We start from the raw sequence: 20,217 nt of genomic DNA, 5'->3' as shown, positions 1-20,217 counted from the left end.
GAGAGAATTGAATCAATGCCGCACATTTTGATCGTCGAAGACGAAACCATTATCCGCTCTGCCTTGCGTCGCCTGCTTGAACGTAATCAGTACCAGGTCAGCGAAGCCGGCTCGGTGCAGGAAGCCCAAGAGCGTTTCAGCATTCCCACGTTCGACCTGATTGTCAGCGACCTGCGCCTGCCGGGCGCGCCGGGGACCGAGCTGATCAAGCTTGGCCAGGGCACGCCCGTGCTGATCATGACCAGCTACGCCAGCCTGCGCTCGGCGGTGGACTCGATGAAGATGGGCGCGGTGGACTACATCGCCAAGCCTTTCGATCACGACGAAATGCTCCAGGCCGTGGCGCGCATTCTGCGTGACCGTCAGTCGGCTGGCAGTGCGCCGGCCGAACAGCGTCCTGCCGGCAAGGCTGCCGAGAAGCCGGGGGTCGACAACAGCAATGGCGAGATCGGCATCATCGGCTCCTGCCCACCGATGCAGGATCTGTACAGCAAGATCCGCAAAGTGGCGCCGACCGACTCCAATGTATTGATCCAGGGCGAGTCGGGCACCGGTAAAGAGCTGGTGGCCCGCGCCCTGCACAACCTGTCCAAACGTGCCAAAGCGCCGATGATTTCGGTGAACTGCGCGGCGATTCCCGAATCCCTGATCGAGTCCGAACTGTTCGGGCACGAGAAAGGCGCATTTACCGGCGCCAGCGCCGGGCGTGCGGGGTTGGTCGAAGCGGCGGACGGCGGCACCTTGTTCCTCGACGAAATTGGCGAACTGCCCCTGGAAGCCCAGGCGCGCTTGCTGCGCGTGTTGCAGGAAGGCGAGATTCGCCGTGTCGGTTCGGTGCAATCACAGAAGGTCGATGTGCGCCTGATCGCCGCGACCCACCGTGACCTCAAGAGCCTGGCCAAGATCGGCCAGTTCCGGGAAGACTTGTATTACCGCCTGCACGTAATCGCCCTCAAGCTGCCGGCCTTGCGCGAGCGTGGCGCCGACGTGAATGAGATCGCCAGCGCGTTTCTGCTGCGCCAGAGCGCGCGCATCAACCGTACCGACCTCAAGTTTGCCGCCGACGCCGAGCAGGCGATTCGGCATTACTCGTGGCCGGGTAACGTCCGCGAACTGGAGAACGCGGTCGAGCGTGCGGTGATTCTGTCGGAGAGCCCGGAAATTTCTGCCGAGCTGCTGGGTATCGATATCGAGCTGAGCGACCTGGAAGACGACGACTTCATCGGCCTGGCCCCGCAACAGGGCGGTGGCAGCAATACCAGCCATGAGCCGACCGAAGACCTGTCACTGGAAGACTACTTCCAGCACTTCGTGCTTGAGCATCAGGACCATATGACCGAGACCGAGCTGGCTCGCAAGCTGGGCGTAAGTCGCAAATGCCTGTGGGAACGGCGCCAACGCCTGGGCATTCCACGGCGCAAGACCGGGGTGGCCAGCGAAAGCTGAGGGCGCACCCCCACAGGTAACACCCTCAGATGTGAAAAAACTGTTACCGCAGCTTTTTCACGTAACAGAAGCCGGGGCTTACGGTAACGAAGCCCCGGCTTTTTTTCGCCCTTCCAAAAGCCAGAACCAGCTCAAACCCCCGGTTTTGCTGGGCGGCACAAAAGTTGGCACGCACCCTGCTATATGCTTAGTACAAAAACAATAACAAGCTTTGTACAAGACAATAAAAATAAGACGAATCGACTCACGCATAACAAAAACAACACGGCGGAGGCGCAGCTAACTGATTCTTTTGGAGAGGCGTTGCATTTGGGGCTTGCCCCGCAACCAGGCCGAGAACAACAAAAACTGCCCTAAGGCAGAGCCTGAACTGGTTGGATCGTAGATCAGCAACACAGCGACCAAAGCAATCCGTTTGCTCTTGGCTCCCTATTGGGAGTGTCATGAAGGTGAAACTTCATGGCGAGGGCGATCAACAAAAACAAAAAGCCCGCAACCATAATAAAAATAGAGCACGCAACTACTTCTGGGGGAGCTTCGGCTCCCCTTGTAGTTTCCGGCATTTGACCCGCTCACACCCTTCTTTAAGCTTCTGGCTCAAGCCTTGCAGCTTGTTCCTACACCATCCCTCGACTAAATGCTAGAATCCCGGCCCATCATGCGGTCATTCTTCGTTATGGCCGAACATTCCTTCAAACAGTGCATCCCATGCTGAAGAAGTTGTTCCAGTCATTCCGTTCCCCCTTGCGTCGTACGCAACACATTCGCAGCACGCCTGAAGTGCTTAACAGCAATCAGCATTCATTGCAGCGCGCTCAATTCAGCCGCTATGCAGTGAACATCGTCGAACGTTTGCAGAACGCCGGCTACCAGGCTTATCTGGTGGGCGGCTGCGTACGTGACATGCTGCTCAATATCACGCCCAAGGATTTCGACGTCGCCACCAGCGCCACGCCGGAGCAGGTGCGTGCCGAGTTTCGCAATGCGCGAATCATCGGTCGCCGCTTCAAGTTGGTGCATATCCACTTTGGTCGCGAAATCATCGAGGTCGCGACGTTCCGCGCAGGCCATCCGCAAAACGATGATGAGGAAGACACCAATCAGTCTTCCCGCAACGAGAGCGGCCGCATCCTGCGTGACAACGTGTACGGCACCTTGGAAGAAGACGCGCAGCGCCGCGACTTCACCATCAACGCCCTGTATTACGACCCGGTCAGCGAGCGCATTCTCGATTACGCCAACGGCGTACACGACATTCGCAACAACCTGATCCGCCTGATCGGCGACCCGACGCAGCGTTACCAGGAAGACCCGGTACGCATGCTGCGCGCCGTGCGCTTTGCCGCCAAGCTGAACTTCGGCATCGAGAAACACACCGCCGCGCCGATTCGCGAGCTGGCGCCGATGCTGCGGGAAATTCCTTCGGCACGCCTGTTCGAAGAAGTGCTGAAGTTGTTCCTCTCGGGTTATGCCGCCGATACGTTCGAAATGCTGGTCGACCTGCAACTGTTCGACCCGCTGTTCCCGGCCAGCGCCGAGGCACTGGAATACAACCCCACGTACACCCACACGCTGATCAGCGAAGCGTTGATCAACACCGACTTGCGCATCAAGCAGAACAAACCGGTAACGCCGGCGTTCCTGTTTGCCGCCCTGCTGTGGCCTGCCCTGCCCAAGCGCGTATTGCGCCTGCAAGACCGTGGCATGCCGCCGATTCCGGCCATGCAGGAAGCCGCACATGAGCTGATCGCCGAGCAGTGCCAGCGCATCGCCATTCCCAAACGCTTCACCATGCCGATCCGCGAGATCTGGGACATGCAGGAGCGCCTGCCACGCCGCAGTGGCAAGCGCGCCGACCTGTTGCTGGACAACCCGCGCTTCCGTGCCGGTTACGACTTCCTGCTGCTGCGCGAAAGCGCCGGCGAGCAGACCGACGGCCTGGGCGAATGGTGGACCGACTACCAGGATGCCAATGACAGCCAGCGCCGCGAGATGATTCGCGACCTCGGCAGCAAAGGCGATGGCGAAGGCACTGGCCCGAAAAAACGTCGTCGCAGCGGCACCAAGCGCAAACGCAGCGCGGCCGATGCCTCGGGCGCTGCGGGCGAATAAACGTGGAACGTGTCTACATTGGCATGGGCAGCAACCTGGCTGCCCCGGACCAGCAATTGCGCAGCGCTGTCGAAGCCCTGGCGCAATTGCCCGGCACGGCCCTCGTTGGCGTGTCGGCGTTCTATCAAAGTGACTCCCTGCTCCCGGGCCAACCGCGCTACACCAATGCGGTCGCCGCCCTGGACAGCGATCTTGCGCCACTGGATTTACTCGATGCCCTGCAAACCATCGAGAACGACCAGGGCCGCGAGCGCCTTGAACGCTGGGGCCCGCGCACCCTGGACCTGGATATCCTGTTGTTTGGCGACCGCCTGATCGACACGCCGCGGCTGAAGGTGCCGCACTATCAGATGCATTTGCGCGCGTTTGTGCTGTACCCGCTGGCAGAGCTGGCACCCGCCGACCTGCAACTGCCCAATGGCCAAACACTTAGCGACTTGCTGGCCGCCTGCCCGTTTGTTGGCCTGGAGCGCGTGCCCCGAGACTGACTCGGTCAATGTGGGACCCGGCTTGCCTGCGATGCGGGCAACTCGGTACACCCGCTATTGCGCGATGCTGCCATCGCAGGCACGCCAGCTCCCACCCGTAACAGGGGTAACACCCCACTCGTAACAATGCGGTAACACATCCAATTGACTTCCCGTGTCCTCATCACGACTATAGGCGTCCCGCTGCCGCCAACCCGGCGCTGAAGGGCGCAATCCAGGCCTTATAAGCACTGCTCTCAAGACAGTGCGCCTGTATAAACGAAGACTCACGCGCGTTACTCGCTGTTTCCAAGCGCCTGAACGAGGACCCTTTCCATGCCAGACATTACCCTGACCACCTTGCAGAGCCTGAAGCTCAAAGGTGAAAAAATCACCATGCTGACCTGCTATGACGCCACCTTCGCCCACGCCAGCTGTGAGGCCGGGGTTGAAGTGCTGTTGATTGGCGATTCACTGGGCATGGTTCTTCAAGGGAATGACAGCACCCTGCCGGTCACCACTGACGAACTTGCGTACCACACGGCCAGCGTCAAACGCGGTAACAACGGCGCCTTCATCATCGCTGACCTGCCGTTCATGGGTTACGCCACCCTTGAACAAACCTTCCAGAACGCCGGCAAGCTGATGCAAGCCGGTGCACACATGATCAAAGTCGAAGGCGCGGTATGGCTGGCGGAGTCGATCCGGCTGCTGGCTGAGCGCGGCGTTCCAGTGTGCGTGCACATGGGCCTGACACCGCAGTCGGTGAACATCTTCGGCGGCTACAAGGTGCAAGGCCGCAATGAAGCCCAGGCGCGCCAGATGCGTGCGGATGCCATTGCCCTGGAGCAAGCCGGCGCCGCGATGATCCTGCTCGAATGCGTGCCCAGCGAACTGGCGGCAGAAATTACCCAGGCAGTCAAAGTGCCGGTGATCGGCATTGGCGCAGGCTCGGCCACCGACGGCCAAGTGCTGGTGGTACACGACATGCTCGGCCTGTCGCTGACCGGCCGTGCGCCCAAATTCGTGAAAAACTTCATGGCAGGCCAGGACAGCATCCAGGCAGCCCTGGCCGCCTACGTGAGTGAAGTCAAAGCCGTGACGTTCCCTGGCGAAGAACATGGGTTCTCTGCATGAACACCGTTAAAACCGTAAGAGAACTACGCGCCGCCGTCGCCCACGCGCGCAGTGCCGGCAAACGCATTGGCTTTGTGCCCACCATGGGCAACCTGCACAGCGGCCACGCCACCTTGGTGACCAAGGCAGCACAGCAATCGGACTTTGTGGTGGCGAGCATTTTCGTCAACCCGTTGCAGTTCGGCGCTGGCGAAGACCTGGACAAGTACCCGCGCACGCTGGCGGCCGACCAGGAAAAGCTGCTGCAAGCCGGTTGCAACCTGTTGTTTGCGCCCACCGTTGACGAAATGTACCCCGGCGGCATGACCGGCCAAACCCGCGTCAGCGTTCCGCAACTGTCCGAGGGCCTGTGCGGTGCCAGCCGCCCCGGGCACTTCGAAGGTGTGGCGACGGTGGTGAGCAAGCTGTTCAACATGGTCCAGCCGGACATGGCCGTATTTGGCCAGAAGGACTACCAGCAACTGGCGGTCATCCGCGCCATGGTGCATGACTTGAACATGCCCATCCAGATCATCGGCGAGCCCACCGTGCGCGCCGCCGACGGCCTGGCGCTGTCGTCACGCAACGGCTACCTCAACGAAGAACAGCGCGCGATTGCGCCGGTGCTCTACCGCAGCCTCAGCCAGATTGCGGCGGCTATAAAAGGCGGCGAGCAGGATTTCGCCAAGCTGCGTACCGAGCAGATCGCGCAGATTGAAGCTGCCGGGCTGCGCATGGATTACCTGGAAGTGCGCCAAGGCGTGCACCTGCGTGCGGCCACGCCTGTGGATCGGGATATCGTCATCCTCGTGGCGGCCTATCTGGGTGCGACACGCCTGATCGACAACCTGCATTTGACCCTCAACTGACCCCGCCAGGCACTTCGCCTGTTGCCCTGATCGCTGTGCCGGTATAAAAAAGTACCGGCAACAGCGCAGACAAAGCCAAGACATATCGACACGCTAGGTTTAATGTAATCGCCCTGCGCCATTGTTGGCGCTGACCGGACTCAAACGCCTGATGAAAGACTCAACGTTCCGGATTTAGAAGTGTCCTAAAGGCAAGTCCCCGTAATAAAAGGAAACCCGCAGCGATGGCGTACTACCGCACTCCTCATGACGTTACCGCTCTGCCCGCTTGGCAAGCGCTCAATCAACATCGCCAAGCCATGCAGGATTTCAGCATGCGCGACGCGTTCAATGCCGATCCCCAGCGCTTTTCCCAGTTCACCTTGAGCAGCTGCGGGCTTTTCCTCGATTACTCGAAAAACCTGATCACCAGCGAAACCCGTGACCTGCTGGTGGGCCTGGCCAAAGAAGTCAACCTTAAAGCCGCGATTGACGCGCTGTACGCAGGCGAGCCGGTCAACTCTTCCGAAGGTCGCCCCGCCCTGCACACCGCGCTGCGCCGCCCAGTGGGCGACAAGCTGTCGGTCAACGGCGTAAACATCATGCCGGACGTGCACAAGGTGCTGAACCAGATCACTGACCTGGTCGGCCGCATCCACGACGGCCTGTGGCGTGGTTACACCGAGAAGCCGATCACTGACGTAGTGAATATCGGCATCGGTGGTTCGTTCCTCGGCCCGGAGCTGGTCTCCGAGGCATTGCTGTCCTACGCCCACAAAGGCGTGCGCTGCCACTACCTGGCAAACATCGACGGCAGCGAGTTCCACGAACTGACCCAGAAGCTGCGCGCCGAGACCACGCTGTTTATCGTTTCGTCCAAATCCTTCAACACCCTCGAAACCCTGAAAAACGCCCAGGCCGCCCGCGCCTGGTACCTGGCCCAGGGTGGCTCGGAAGCCGAACTGTACCGTCACTTTATCGCCGTATCGAGCAACAACGCGGCGGCCGTGGCGTTCGGTATCCGTGAAGAAAACATCTTCCCGATGTGGGACTGGGTCGGCGGCCGTTACTCGCTGTGGTCGGCCATTGGCTTGCCAATCGCCCTGGCCATCGGCATGTCCAACTTCAAAGAACTGTTGTCCGGTGCCTACACCATGGACCAGCACTTCCAGAACGCGCCGTTCGAGCAAAACATGCCGGTGCTGCTGGGCCTGCTGGGCGTGTGGTACGGCAACTTCTGGGGTGCGCAGAGCCATGCGATCCTGCCGTATGACCACTATCTGCGTAACATCACCAAACACTTGCAACAGCTGGACATGGAGTCCAACGGCAAAAGCGTGCGCCAGGACGGCACACCGGTGTCTACCGATACTGGCCCCGTTATCTGGGGCGGTGTCGGTTGCAACGGTCAGCATGCTTACCACCAGTTACTGCACCAGGGGACTCAACTGATCCCGGCCGACTTCATTGTGCCGATCGTCAGCTTCAACCCGGTGTCCGACCATCACCAGTGGCTGTACGCCAACTGCCTGTCCCAGAGCCAGGCACTGATGCTCGGCAAGACCCGCAGTGAAGCCGAGGCTGAGTTGCGCGAAAAAGGCCTGCCGGAAGCCGAAGTGCAGAAGCTGGCGCCTCACAAGGTGATCCCGGGCAACCGTCCGAGCAACACCATCGTGGTCGAGCGCATCAGCCCACGTCGCTTGGGCGCACTGGTCGCCATGTATGAACACAAAGTGTTTGTACAAAGCGTGGTCTGGGGCATCAACGCCTTCGACCAATGGGGCGTGGAGCTGGGCAAAGAGCTGGGCAAAGGTGTCTACAACCGCCTGACCGGCGCCGAAGAAACCCTGGCTGACGATGCGTCGACCCAGGGCCTGATCAACTACTTCCGCGGTCGTCACCGCGGCTGAGGCCGGTACACCAAGGCCAACGTCCGTTTGGACGTTGGCCTTGAACCCTCTCCCCACAGCGTGCATCTTTATGCCTTGTCGCTAAAACAAGAATAAGGACCGCTCATGTTCGATATCCGCACATTCCCCAACGCCGATGCCGTCCGCCAGGCCGCGCAGCTCAGTCAAGACGAGTACCAGCGCCTCTATCGCCAATCCATTGAGCAACCCGATACCTTCTGGGCCGAGCAGGCCAAGGACTTTCTCGACTGGATCAAACCCTGGCACACCGTGCAGCACTCGGACATCACTACCGGCGCAGCCCAGTGGTTTGCCGGCGGCCAACTGAACGTCAGCTACAACTGCATCGACCGTCACCTGGCGCAACGCGCCGACCAGCCGGCCTTTATCTGGGAAGGCGATGATCCTGCAAAGTCCTCCAAAATTTCCTACCGCCAACTTCATCAAAACGTCAGCCGCCTGGCCAATGTGCTGAAAAGCCGTGGGGTGAAAAAAGGCGACCGGGTGTGTATCTACATGCCGATGATCCCGGAAGCCGCCTACGCGATGCTGGCCTGCACCCGGATTGGCGCGGTGCACTCGGTGGTGTTCGGCGGCTTCTCTCCGGATGCCCTGCGCGACCGCATCCTCGATGCCGACTGTCGCACCGTGATCACCGCCGATGAAGGCGTGCGCGGCGGCAAGCCGGTGGCCTTGAAAAAGAATGTCGACAAAGCCCTGGCCAGTTGCCCGAACGTCAGCACGGTACTGGTGGTGGAGCGCACGGGGGCGAAACTTGACTGGGTAGAAGGCCGCGACCTCAAGTATCAAGCCGCCCTGGACGCCGCCAGCGCTGATTGCCCGCCCGAGCCGATGGACGCCGAAGACCCGTTGTTTATCCTCTACACCTCCGGCAGCACCGGCAAACCCAAAGGCGTGCTGCACACCACCGGTGGCTACCTGCTGCAAGCGGCGATGACCTTCAAGTACGTGCTCGACTACCGTGACGGCGAAGTGTTCTGGTGCACCGCCGACGTGGGCTGGGTCACCGGCCACAGCTATATCGTGTACGGCCCGCTGGCCAACGGTGCGACGTCACTGATGTTCGAAGGCGTGCCGAGCTACCCGGACAGCTCGCGTTTCTGGCAGGTCATCGATAAACACCAGGTGAATATCTTCTACACCGCGCCCACCGCATTGCGCGCGCTCATGCGTGAGGGCCACGGGCCACTGCAGAACACCTCGCGCGCCAGCCTGCGCCTGCTGGGCAGCGTCGGCGAGCCGATCAACCCAGAGGCCTGGGATTGGTACTTCAACGCCGTGGGCGAGCAACGTTGCCCGATTGTCGATACCTGGTGGCAGACCGAAACCGGCGGCATCATGCTCAGCCCGCTGGTCAGCGCCCAGCGGATCAAACCCGGCTGCGCGACTCAACCGATGTTTGGTGTGCAGCCAGTGCTGCTGGATGAACACGGCAAGGAGTTCAACGGCGCCGGCAGTGGCGTGCTCGCCATCAAGGCCAGTTGGCCAGGGCAGATACGCAGCGTCTACGGCGACCCGCAGCGCATGCTCGACACCTATTTCAAACCCTACCCCGGCTACTACTTCACCGGCGACGGTGCGCGCCGCGATGAGGATGGCGACTATTGGATCACCGGCCGCATTGACGACGTGATCAACGTGTCCGGCCACCGCATCGGCACCGCCGAAGTGGAAAGCGCGCTGGTGCTGCATGACCAAGTGGCCGAAGCCGCTGTGGTCGGTTACCCCCACGACGTCAAAGGCCAGGGCATCTATGCGTTTGTCACCCCAATGAATGGCGTCGAGCCCAGCGATGAGCTGAAAAAACACTTGCTGGCGCTGGTCAGCAAGGAAATCGGCAGCTTTGCCAAGCCGGAACTGATCCAATGGGCGCCCGCCTTGCCGAAAACCCGCTCGGGCAAGATCATGCGGCGCATTTTGCGCAAGATCGCCTGCAACGAACTCGACAGCCTCGGCGACACCTCGACCCTGGCCGACCCGAGCGTGGTGGACGGCCTGATCGATAAACGCCTGAACCGATAGGAGCCACCCAGAGTCGCCATGGAATTTATCCGCAGCCGTATCGAAACCCAGTTGATGAGCCTCACCGGCTTGTCACTCGGCCAACTGGACCTGGAAAACCCCAAGGGCGACCCCGGCCTGTTCGGGCCGGACTCTGTGAGCTGGCAGGTGCATGGCGACTTCAGCAGCATGCTGATCGGCGGCATCAGCGCGTTGATGCTGCAAGCCTTGCACCCGCTGGCCCTGGCCGGCGTGTGGGACCATTCCAACTTTCGCCAGGACATGCTCGGGCGCCTGCGCCGCACTTCGCAGTTTATTTCCGGCACCACGTTCGGCTCGCGCCAGGACGCCGAATGGCTGATTGAGAAGGTGCGCACCATCCACCTGCAAGTGGTCGGGCATGCGCCGGATGGGCGAGCCTATGCGGCCAGTGACCCGGAGCTGCTGACGTGGGTACACGTGGCGGAGGTCAGCAACTTTCTGGCGGCACACCTGCGTTATCGCAACCCGCATCTGTCTGGGCGCGACCAGGACCGCTACTACAGTGAAATTGCCTTGGTGGCCGAGCGATTGGGCGCACGCCACGTGCCGCGTTCACGCCAGGAAATTTCCGATTATCTGGCGCGCATTCGTCCACAACTGCTGTGCGACGATCGCAGCCGCGAAGTGCTGCGCCTGCTGGTCAATGCACCTGCGCCCAGCACCTTGGCCAAACCCTTTGGCAGCTTGATGATGCAGGCCGGCATCGACCTGTTGCCGGACTGGGCCAGCGCTATGCTCGGGCAACACCAAAGCTCGATGCAACGCTTGGTGATCCGCGCGGGTGTGAAGCGCAGCGCGCCCTTGCTGCGCTGGGCGATGCGCAACGGTTCGGTGCAACGCGCCCAGCGGCGGATGGGGTTGATGTAGACGGCGGCCCATAGCTGTTAAACTTCGCGCCCTCTTTTACCCGCAAGGCGCGCTCCATGACTCCCTTGAATCAGGCGCTGCGCGCCGCTCTCAACCATCGCCAAGACCTGATCAACGAGTTGCACGCCCAAGGCACCGACTGCTACCGGCTGTTCCATGGCAGCCAGGAAGGCGCCGGCGGCTTGACCATTGACCGTTACGGCCCGCAATTGCTGGTGCAAAGCTTCCACCAGTCGCTGCAAACCGAGGAGCTGCTGGACCTGCATCAACAGGTCAACCAGTTCATGGGGCTGGAATTGCAGCTCGTGTACAACGACCGCTCCCGTGGCAACTCGCGCATCGACCGTGAAGACACGGTGTACCGCGCCGAGCCTGCGGCATTGGCAGATCAGGTCGGCCACGAATGGGGCCTCAACTACCGTGTACGCGGCCGCCATGCCGGGCAAGACCCGCTGCTGTTCCTGGACCTGCGCAACACCCGTGGCTGGGTCAAGGACCACAGCGCCGGCAAAAGCGTGCTGAACCTGTTCGCCTACACCTGTGGCGTAGGCTTGAGCGCCGCAGCCGGGGGCGCAAGCGAGGTGTGCAACCTGGACTTCGCCGAAGGCAACCTGGCGGTCGGGCGCGAAAACGGCCTGCTCAACCCGCACTTGCCGACCATGGAATTCGTGCAGTCCGACTACTTCCCGGCGATTCGCCAACTGGCCGGTTTGCCGATCACCCAGCGTCGTGGCCAGAAGCTGCCGAGTTATCCACGCCTTGAGCAGCGCCAGTTCGACCTGGTGCTGCTCGACCCACCGGCCTGGGCCAAGAGTGCTTTCGGCACCGTCGACCTGTTGCGCGATTATCAGAGCCTGCTCAAGCCCGCACTGCTGACCACCGCCGACAATGGCGTGTTGATCTGCTGCAACAACCTGGCAAAAGTCAGCATGGATGACTGGCGTGAGCAGGTGCTGCGTTGCGCCGAAAAAGCCGGCCGCCCGGTACGCGAGTGGCAAATCATGACGCCTGGGGCTGACTTCCCGTCCCTGGATCAGCAGCCACCGTTAAAAACACTGATCCTGCAGTTGTAGTACTTTTCCCAAGGAGTCCAGTACTTCGGAACCGAAAACCCGTGCCATACTCCAAGGCACTCTCGTTCTACATAGATGGCGTCACTCATGCCCAAAGGATTGATCCGCGCCGCTGGCGCCTTGTTGACCGCCCTGGCTCTGTACAGCTTGCTGGGCTTTCTGATTCTGCCGGGCATTGCCCTTCGCATTGCCAACCAACAACTGGCCAATTACGCCACGGTGCCGGCCCGTATCGAGCGTATCGAGCTCAACCCGTTCAGCCTGGAACTGACGGTGTGGGGCCTGAAGCTCGGCGAGCCAAGTAAGGAGCAAGTCGGTTTCGAGCGCCTGTACGCCAACCTGCAGATCGACAGCCTGTGGACGCGCGCGCTGCACCTGGCAGACGTACAACTGGACCAGCCGAAGACCGAAGTGCTGTTCGACAAAACCGGCCAGTTGAACCTGGCGCAGCTGTTCAAGCTGCCGCCGAGTGAGCCGACCCCGGTCGACCCGAATGCCAAGCCGTTCCCGCTGCGCATCGACAGCATCAAGCTGGCCGGCGGCTATGTGTATTTTCGCGACCTGCGCCCCAGCGAGCCAATCGAATTTCTTTACGACAAGCTCGACTTCGAGCTGAAAAACCTCAGCACGTTGCCCGAAGACAATGCCGACATGACCCTGGTGGCGGCCGGCCCAGAGGGCGGTCAGATCGATTGGAAAGGCAATTTCAGCCTGGTGCCGATCACTTCCGAAGGCACCTTGAAAGTCACCGATGGCAAGATGAAAGCCTGGTGGCCCTATGTGCGGGATGCCCTGCCGCTGGTACTTGAAGACGGCGTGTTGAACTTCAGCACCGACTATAAATTCAGCCTGGCCAAAGAAACCGAACTGAACCTGACCAACACCGCCGCCAGCATCGCGCCCTTTGCGATCAAGGCGCCGGATGGCCGGCCACTGGTGCGCCTGGAGCGCCTGGACGTCAGCGACACCACGGTGGACCTGGCCAAGCAGCAAGTGGTGGTCGGCAAGATCCGCAGCAACAAACTGGAAACCTGGGCCGCCCGCGAAGCCGATGGGCAACTGGACTGGCAGAAACTGTTTGCCAGCCAACCGAGCAAACCGGCCAAGGAACTCAAGCCTGCCAGCGCGCCTGCAACCGCCGATACGCCAAACGCCCCACCTGCCGCACCGAGCAAACCCTGGCAAGTGCTGCTCAAGGACGTGCAACTGCGCAACTATCAAGTACACCTGGCGGACCGAGCTGCCAAACCGGCAGTTGCATTGGAGCTAGGCCCGCTGAATGTCGATATGCAGAACTTCGACAGCCTCAACCGCAGCCCCTTTACCCTGAAGGTCGACTCCGGCCTGGGCAAGCAAGGCAAGATCAGCGCAACCGGCGAGGTCAACCTCAACCCGGTCAGCGCCAAGTTGAAAGTGAACACCCAGGACATCGACCTGCGCGTCGCGCAATCCTATATCAGTCCGTTTATTCGCCTGGAGTTGCGCAGCGGTATGCTGGGCAGCAACCTCGATGTGAACCTCAAAAGCACCGAGCCTTTGGCCCTGCAGGTCACCGGCCGCGCTCAGGTCGACCAGTTGCACACCCTGGACACCCTCAAGACCCGCGACTTCCTCAAGTGGCAGCGTCTGGTACTTGAAGGTGTGAACTACCAGCACGGCGACAGCCTGTCGATCGACAAGGTCAACCTGCTGCAGCCGTATGCGCGCTTTATGATCAACGATGACCGCACCACCAACATCGATGACTTGTTGATCCCGCAACCGGCCGACAGTGGCGCCAAGTCGGCAACCAAACCGGCGGCGAGCAAAGACAAGCCATTGGGCATTCATATCGGGCAGATTGCGATCAATGACGGCTCGGCCAACTTCGCCGACTTCAGCCTCACGCCCAACTTCGCCACGGCTATCCAGCAACTCAACGGGCAGATTGGCACTATCGACAGTCGCCAGGCCAAACCGGCCAGCGTCGACATCAAGGGCAAGGTGGATCGCTACGCGCCGGTCACTATCAAGGGAAGCGTCAACCCGTTTGACCCGATGGCGGCGCTGGATATCGCCACCAGCTTCAAGCGTGTCGAACTGACCACGTTGACGCCATATTCCGGCAAGTTCGCGGGTTTCCGCATTCGCAAAGGCCGTCTAAACCTCGATTTGCACTACATGATCACCAAAGGCCAGTTGAAGGCTGAAAACAAGGTGGTGGTTGAGCAATTGCAACTGGGTGAGAAGGTCGACAGTGCCGATGCCGTCGATTTGCCGATTCGCCTGGCCATTGCGCTGCTCAAGGACACTGACGGCAAGATCTCCATCGAACTCCCCGTGACCGGCGACTTGAATAACCCGCAGTTCAGCGTCATGCCGATTGTGTGGCAGACCCTGCGCAACCTGGTGGTGCGCGCAGCCACGGCGCCGTTCAAGTTTATCGGCGGGCTGGTCAGCGGTGGCGGCTCGGAAGACCTGGGTAACGTGTCGTTTGCCGCAGGGTCCAGCGAACTGAACAAAGAGGCCGAGGGTGCTCTGAACACCTTGGCCAAGGCACTGAAAGAGCGCCCTACCCTGCGCCTTGAGATTGAAGGCACGGCAGCGGCCAGCAGCGATGGTCCGTTCATCGCCGCAGATCGCCTGGAGCGTGAATACCAGTACAACTACTACAAAATCCTCCAGCGTCGCGGCGACAAGGTGCCAGCCCAGGCGTCATTGCTGGTGGTGCCGGAGAAGGAAAAAGCGCCATTGCTCGAAGGCATCTACCGCACCCGTCTTAAGCAACAACCACCGGCCGAATGGAAAGACCTGAGCAGCGATGACCGCACTGCGAAGCTGCGTGATGGCTTGATCAAGTTCTGGGGCGCCAGTGATGTACTGCTGCGCCAACTGGGGCAGGACCGTGCCAGCACTATCAAGGACTACCTGGTGGACAAAGGCCAGTTGGAAGATGACCGGGTGTACTTCATTGACGCCAGCCTGGGGCAGGCGGAGAAGGATGGCAGAGTGGTAACGCCGATGCATCTGGATGCCGAGTAACCCCTAAGGCCCTATCAAAATGTGGGAGCTGGCTTGTGTGGGAGATAGATTGTGTGGGAGCTGGCTTGCCTGCGATAGCATCACCCGGGTTTAACTGAATAACCGAGGTGTTTGCATCGCAGGCAAGCCAGCTCCCACACAAGCCAGCTCCCACAGTTGAACGTCAGCTGCCCTGCGCAATCCTATTCCCCACACAATAGAACAGGCCCCGACACAAGTGCCGGGGCCTGTAATGACCACATCCGTGTGGTCGGTCGCATGAACTTTAGAGGTGCATCGGGTGGATAACTAACTCACCCTAAGCCGCCGCCGTCTAGCTCAGACGATTCTTTTAGCGTTACTGAACGGTCAGACCATCAGCCGATACAGATTTAACGCCTTTGATTTTCTTGGTGATCGCAACTGCGGTGTCTTTCTGAGACTGGGTCACAGCAGCAGTCGACGACAGCGACACTACACCGTGGTTGGTTTCGACTTTGATGTCGGTACCAGGAATGCCTTTCTCAGTAACCAGATCGGATTTCACTTTAGTGGTGATCCAGGTGTCCGAAGTGCTGGTCTTGGCTTTGTCGACGTTGTCGGCTTTAGCTACGCCGCCAGCCATCAGGCCGTCAGCAGAAACAGCGGTAACACCTTTGATTTTCTTGGTGATCGCTACAGCCGTGGCTTTCTGGGAATCAGAGATAGCGACGGTGGAGGACAGGGAAACCACGCCTTTGTTGGTTTCAACCTTGATGTCCGAACCAGGAATGCCTTTCTCGGTCAGCAGATCAGCTTTTACTTTGGTGGTGATCCAAGTGTCCGAAGTGGACTCTTTAGCCTTGGTCATTTCACCGGCCGCCAGGGTCATTGGGGCTTGGGAAGTCTGAGCAAAGGCTACGTTAGCACCCATGGCCAGAGTCAGAGCGGTAGCAGTAGCGAGAGCGAACTTCTTCATACGAGTAACTCCTGTTTTATTAAAAGTCTGCAGCGTGTAAACCTTGATGCTGCAGCGTTAACAGGGTTATTGCAGGCAGTGTGCCAAGTCGCGAAATCGGAATAACCCCTTTATAAACAACAACTTATAAAAACAGGCAATTTTCGAAATCGTGCAACTTGCATGAAGTCGATCGTGCCTGCATGCAAGTTGCGGCTTTTAGAGTTTACTAAGCGACTGATTTCCCGCTACTTTCCTGTGGGCATAAAAAAAGGACTCCGAAGAGTCCTCTTTTTCAGCGTAAAGCCTGCGGGTGATTAAACGCCCGAAGCCTTGGCTGCTGCTACGTCCTTGATGGACAGCTTGATACGGCCGCGGTTGTCCACGTCCAGTACCAGCACTTCCACTTCCTGGCCTTCTTTGAGAATGTCGGTCACTTTCTCAACGCGAGCGTCACTCAGCATGGAGATGTGCACCAGACCGTCTTTGCCCGGCAGGATGTTGACGAATGCGCCGAAGTCGACGATGCGCTCAACCTTACCCACGTAGATCTTGCCGATCTCGGCTTCAGCGGTGATGCCCAGAACGCGCTGACGTGCAGCTTCAGCAGCTTCCTTGGTTTCGCCGAAGATCTTGATCGAGCCGTCGTCTTCGATATCGATCGAAGCCTTGGTTTCTTCACAGATCGCACGGATGGTCGCGCCGCCTTTACCGATAACATCACGGATTTTGTCGGTGTCGATTTTCATCGCGATCATGGTCGGAGCATTTTCCGACAGTTCGGTGCGCGACTGACCAATGATCTGGTTCATCTGACCGAGGATGTTCAGGCGCGCTTCCAGGGCTTGGCCCAGGGCGATTTCCATGATTTCTTCGGTGATGCCCTTGATCTTGATGTCCATCTGCAGCGCGGTAACACCTTTGGCGGTACCGGCTACTTTGAAGTCCATGTCGCCCAGGTGGTCTTCGTCGCCCAGGATGTCGGTCAGGATGGCGAACTTCTCGCCTTCTTTAACCAAGCCCATGGCGATACCGGCAACCGGTGCCTTCATCGGTACACCAGCGTCCATCAGTGCCAGGGAAGCACCGCAAACGGAAGCCATGGAGCTGGAACCGTTGGACTCGGTGATTTCCGACACAACACGGATGGTGTACGGGAACACGTCAGCAGCAGGCAGCATCGCGGAGATCGAACGACGAGCCAGGCGGCCGTGACCGATTTCGCGACGACCAGCGCCACCCATGCGACCACACTCGCCCACCGAGAACGGAGGGAAGTTGTAGTGCAGCATGAACGGGTCTTTTTTCTCGCCTTCCAGGGTGTCCAGCAGCTGTGCATCACGGGCAGTACCCAGTGTTGCAACGACCAGAGCCTGGGTTTCGCCACGGGTGAACAGCGCCGAACCGTGAGTCTTCGGCAGAACGCCGACTTCGATGTTCAGTGGGCGCACGGTGCGAGTGTCGCGACCGTCGATACGTGGCTTGCCGTTAACGATGTTTTCGCGAACGGTGCGGTATTCGATTTCACCGAAGGCCGCTTTGACTTCGCTGGAAGAAGGCTGGCCTTCTTCACCGGACAGCTTGGCTACAACCTGATCCTTCAGCTCGCCCAGGCGCGCGTAACGGTCGGCCTTGACGGTGATGGTGTAGGCGTCGGAGATGGCAGCACCGAACTCGGAGCGGATAGCGCCCAGCAGTTCAGTCGCTTCAGCCTGTGGAGCCCAGGCCCACGTTGGCTTGGCAGCTTCGGCAGCCAGTTCTTTAACGGCCTTGATCACGGACTGGAACTCGTCGTGAGCAAACAGTACAGCGCCCAGCATCTGGTCTTCGGTCAGCTCTTTGGCTTCCGATTCAACCATCAATACGGCTTCAGAGGTACCGGCAACGACCATGTCCAGGCTCGACGCTTTCTGTTGCTCGTAAGTCGGGTTCAGCAGGTAGCCGGTGCTTTCATGGAAAGCAACGCGCGCAGCGCCAATCGGGCCATCGAAAGGAATGCCGGAGATGGCCAGGGCAGCCGAGGTACCGATCATCGCAGCGATGTCCGGATCGGTCTTCTTGCTGGTGGAAACGACGGTGCAGACAACCTGCACTTCGTTCATGAAGCCTTCTGGGAACAGCGGACGGATCGGACGGTCGATCAGTCGGGAAGTCAGGGTTTCTTTCTCGGAAGGACGGCCTTCACGCTTGAAGAAACCGCCAGGGATCTTACCGGCAGCGTAAGTCTTTTCCTGGTAGTGAACGGACAGAGGGAAAAAGCCTTTGCTCGGGTCTGCGGTCTTTGCGCCAACAACGGTCACCAATACGGTAACGTCGTCGTCAACGGTAACCAGCACTGCGCCGGAGGCTTGACGGGCGATACGGCCTGTCTCGAGGGTAACGGTCGACTGACCGAACTGGAATTTTTTGATAACCGGGTTCACGGTGTCCTACCTTCTTTGTGGCTCTTGGGGGAACTTGTCTTCTTGCGAAATTCTTGGGCAATGCCGGGAATCGGCCCGACGCTCGTCCAGGGTAAAACGTGTATCCAGATAAAACTTGAGGCTGGGAGCCTGCCATGGGCCAGCGGAAATCCCACTGACACACGGCAGACAACCAACCTCTAGCGCAATCGCTTATTAGCGACGCAGACCCAGGCGACCGATCAGAGCCTGATAACGACCCAGATCCTTGCCTTTCAGGTAGTCCAGCAGCTTACGGCGCTGGTTTACCATGCGGATCAGACCACGACGGGAGTGGTGATCTTTACCGTTGGCCTTGAAGTGACCTTGCAGCTTGTTGATGTTGTGGGTCAGCAGTGCAACTTGCACTTCTGGCGAACCAGTGTCACCAACAGCTTGCTGATAGTCAGCAACGATTTGTGCTTTTTCTTGAACGTCGAGAGCCATGAGGCAATCCTTTTTTCAGGAAACCACCCAAAGGGCAGTTTCAACAGGCCAGGGACAAATCCCTGTATCTAAAAATGAGTGTTGACCGTGCCTGTTAACAGCCACACTCGTTCGGTCATTCTGACCGAATCAGTCGACGCGGCGCTATACGCCCGTCTTCGCTCACTTCACCGATACCGATAAAGCGACCGTTATGATCCTGTACCCGCACCATACCGAACTTCGGAGCGTCCGGGGCACGTACCGGCTGACCGTTTAGCCAGTAGAACGCGCTGTGCTCCGAGAAGTGCAGCAATGGCCAATCCAGCAAACCGCTGTCCGAGGGCATCAGGAAGCGATCAACCGCTTCATTGCCGCCTTCGGCATGTACCGCTTCCAACTCTTCCAGCGTGACCGTCTGGGCCAGGGTGAAAGGTCCGGCTTGAGTACGTCGCAGCTCTGCAACGTATGCACCACAGCCCAGTTGCTCACCGATATCTTCCACCAGTGTACGAATATAGGTGCCTTTGCTGCAGTCCACCGACAATCGTGCGGTGTCGCCTTCACTGGCGAGCAATTCAAGCCGCGCAATAGTAACAGAACGCGGTTCACGCTCCACTACTTCGCCCGCACGTGCCAGCTTGTAAAGAGGCTGGCCATCACGCTTGAGCGCCGAGTACATCGGCGGTATCTGACTGATTTGCCCACGAAAAGCGGGTAAAACGGCCTCGATATCAGCACGACCAACGGTCACGTCGCGAACCTGCAGAACATCACCTTCGGCATCGGCCGTGGTGGTGGTCTTGCCCAGTTGCATGAGGGTTTCGTAACCCTTGTCGGAATCGAGCAGGTATTGCGAGAACTTGGTGGCCTCGCCAAAGCACAACGGCAGTACACCGGTGGCCAATGGGTCGAGGCTGCCGGTGTGCCCGGCCTTCTCGGCATTGAGCAGCCAGCGAACCTTCTGCAGCGCGGCATTGGAGGTAAAGCCAATGGGCTTGTCGAGCAGAATGATGCCGCTGACGTTGCGACGGATACGTTTGACCTGAGCCACCGCTTACTCCTTGGCGTCTTCAGGTGTGGACGGGTGCTGGCTGTCTTCAGCCACAGCGCGCTCGATCAATGCCGACAGGTGCGCACCACGCACGACGCTTTCGTCGTAGTGGAAGTGCAACTGGGGAACACTGCGCAGCTTCATTTCACGGGCCAACTGCATGCGCAGGAAGCCTGCAGCCGAGTTGAGCACCTTGATGCTTTGCGCGATTTCTTCGCTGTTGTCCTGCCCCATCACGGTGATGAAGATCTTGGCGTGACCCACGTCACGGCTCACTTCAACGGCGGTGATGGTGACTAGGCCAACGCGCGGGTCTTTGACTTCGCGACGGATCAGTTGGGCCAGCTCACGCTGCATCTGATCGCCGATACGTTGGGTACGGCTGTATTCTTTTGCCATGTCTTGTTACCTGTTACTGCCACACGGTGAAACCCGTGGGGTCTGAAAGCGGCAAAC

At 59.5% G+C, this 20,217-nt stretch carries 15 protein-coding genes; 10 read left to right on the top strand and 5 right to left on the bottom strand.

Translation table 11 applies throughout. The features are described from left to right. The first annotated feature begins 15 nt into the window (after nt 1-15). The 10 genes from GIW48_RS20860 (at nt 16) to GIW48_RS20815 (ending at nt 14,924) form a co-directional block, all read left to right on the top strand. Nucleotides 16-1,446, top strand: a complete 1,431-nt coding sequence (locus tag GIW48_RS20860; protein ID WP_017139236.1) for a sigma-54-dependent transcriptional regulator — start codon at nt 16-18, stop codon at nt 1,444-1,446. Nucleotides 1,447-2,154: 708 nt separating this feature from the next. Beyond that, the gene (locus GIW48_RS20855) at nt 2,155-3,558 is read left to right on the top strand and encodes a polynucleotide adenylyltransferase PcnB (RefSeq protein ID WP_017139237.1); all 1,404 of its coding nucleotides are present in this window, start codon (nt 2,155-2,157) and stop codon (nt 3,556-3,558) included. 2 nt (nt 3,559-3,560) lie between these two features. Beyond that, nucleotides 3,561-4,046 carry a 2-amino-4-hydroxy-6-hydroxymethyldihydropteridine diphosphokinase gene (gene folK, locus GIW48_RS20850; protein ID WP_017139238.1) on the top strand — a complete coding sequence of 162 codons (486 nt, stop codon included), beginning with the start codon at nt 3,561-3,563 and terminating at the stop codon, nt 4,044-4,046. A 315-nt stretch (nt 4,047-4,361) separates the two neighbouring features. Beyond that, entirely contained in the window at nt 4,362-5,162 is an 801-nt protein-coding gene (gene panB, locus GIW48_RS20845; protein WP_017139239.1) for a 3-methyl-2-oxobutanoate hydroxymethyltransferase, read from the top strand. Further along, on the top strand, nt 5,159-6,010 hold the full coding sequence (panC, locus tag GIW48_RS20840; protein WP_236460797.1) for a pantoate--beta-alanine ligase: 852 nt from the start codon (nt 5,159-5,161) through the stop codon (nt 6,008-6,010). The genes panB and panC overlap by 4 nt, the downstream gene beginning before the upstream one ends. A 224-nt stretch (nt 6,011-6,234) precedes the next feature. Further along, nucleotides 6,235-7,899 (top strand): glucose-6-phosphate isomerase, encoded by a 1,665-nt coding sequence (gene pgi, locus GIW48_RS20835; RefSeq protein WP_017139241.1) that lies wholly within the window; start codon nt 6,235-6,237, stop codon nt 7,897-7,899. A gap of 105 nt (nt 7,900-8,004) precedes the next feature. Beyond that, nucleotides 8,005-9,942 carry an acetate--CoA ligase gene (acs, locus tag GIW48_RS20830; RefSeq protein WP_236460798.1) on the top strand — a complete coding sequence of 646 codons (1,938 nt, stop codon included), beginning with the start codon at nt 8,005-8,007 and terminating at the stop codon, nt 9,940-9,942. An 18-nt stretch (nt 9,943-9,960) separates the two neighbouring features. Next, on the top strand, nt 9,961-10,830 hold the full coding sequence (locus GIW48_RS20825; protein ID WP_099547641.1) for an oxygenase MpaB family protein: 870 nt from the start codon (nt 9,961-9,963) through the stop codon (nt 10,828-10,830). A 56-nt stretch (nt 10,831-10,886) separates the two neighbouring features. Continuing rightward, nucleotides 10,887-11,903, top strand: coding sequence for a class I SAM-dependent rRNA methyltransferase (locus GIW48_RS20820; protein WP_170038181.1), 1,017 nt, complete (start codon nt 10,887-10,889; stop codon nt 11,901-11,903). Between the two features lie 87 nt (nt 11,904-11,990). After that, nucleotides 11,991-14,924, top strand: coding sequence for a DUF748 domain-containing protein (locus GIW48_RS20815; RefSeq protein WP_236460800.1), 2,934 nt, complete (start codon nt 11,991-11,993; stop codon nt 14,922-14,924). A gap of 337 nt (nt 14,925-15,261) precedes the next feature. Here the strand turns inward: GIW48_RS20815 and GIW48_RS20810 are convergent, their stop codons facing one another. From GIW48_RS20810 to rbfA, 5 genes are all read right to left on the bottom strand, one after another. Next, entirely contained in the window at nt 15,262-15,861 is a 600-nt protein-coding gene (locus GIW48_RS20810; RefSeq protein ID WP_017139246.1) for a BON domain-containing protein, read from the bottom strand. A gap of 296 nt (nt 15,862-16,157) precedes the next feature. Next, complete coding sequence (gene pnp, locus GIW48_RS20805) at nt 16,158-18,263, bottom strand: polyribonucleotide nucleotidyltransferase (protein ID WP_017139247.1); 2,106 nt, start codon at nt 18,261-18,263, stop codon at nt 16,158-16,160. 195 nt (nt 18,264-18,458) lie between these two features. Continuing rightward, nucleotides 18,459-18,728, bottom strand: coding sequence for a 30S ribosomal protein S15 (gene rpsO / locus GIW48_RS20800; protein WP_003176135.1), 270 nt, complete (start codon nt 18,726-18,728; stop codon nt 18,459-18,461). 115 nt (nt 18,729-18,843) lie between these two features. Further along, a complete protein-coding gene (gene truB / locus GIW48_RS20795; protein ID WP_017139248.1) occupies nt 18,844-19,761 on the bottom strand; it encodes a tRNA pseudouridine(55) synthase TruB in 918 nt (305 codons plus the stop codon). A 3-nt stretch (nt 19,762-19,764) separates the two neighbouring features. After that, nucleotides 19,765-20,160 carry a 30S ribosome-binding factor RbfA gene (gene rbfA, locus GIW48_RS20790; protein ID WP_003176137.1) on the bottom strand — a complete coding sequence of 132 codons (396 nt, stop codon included), beginning with the start codon at nt 20,158-20,160 and terminating at the stop codon, nt 19,765-19,767. Nucleotides 20,161-20,217 lie beyond the last annotated feature (57 nt).

It is taken from the genome of Pseudomonas sp. PA-6-3C (genome assembly GCF_021605825.1).
Taxonomy (GTDB): domain Bacteria; phylum Pseudomonadota; class Gammaproteobacteria; order Pseudomonadales; family Pseudomonadaceae; genus Aquipseudomonas; species Aquipseudomonas edaphica.
The sequence above is the reverse complement of the archived record's forward strand: the minus strand, read 5'-3'. Positions and strand labels throughout refer to the sequence as shown.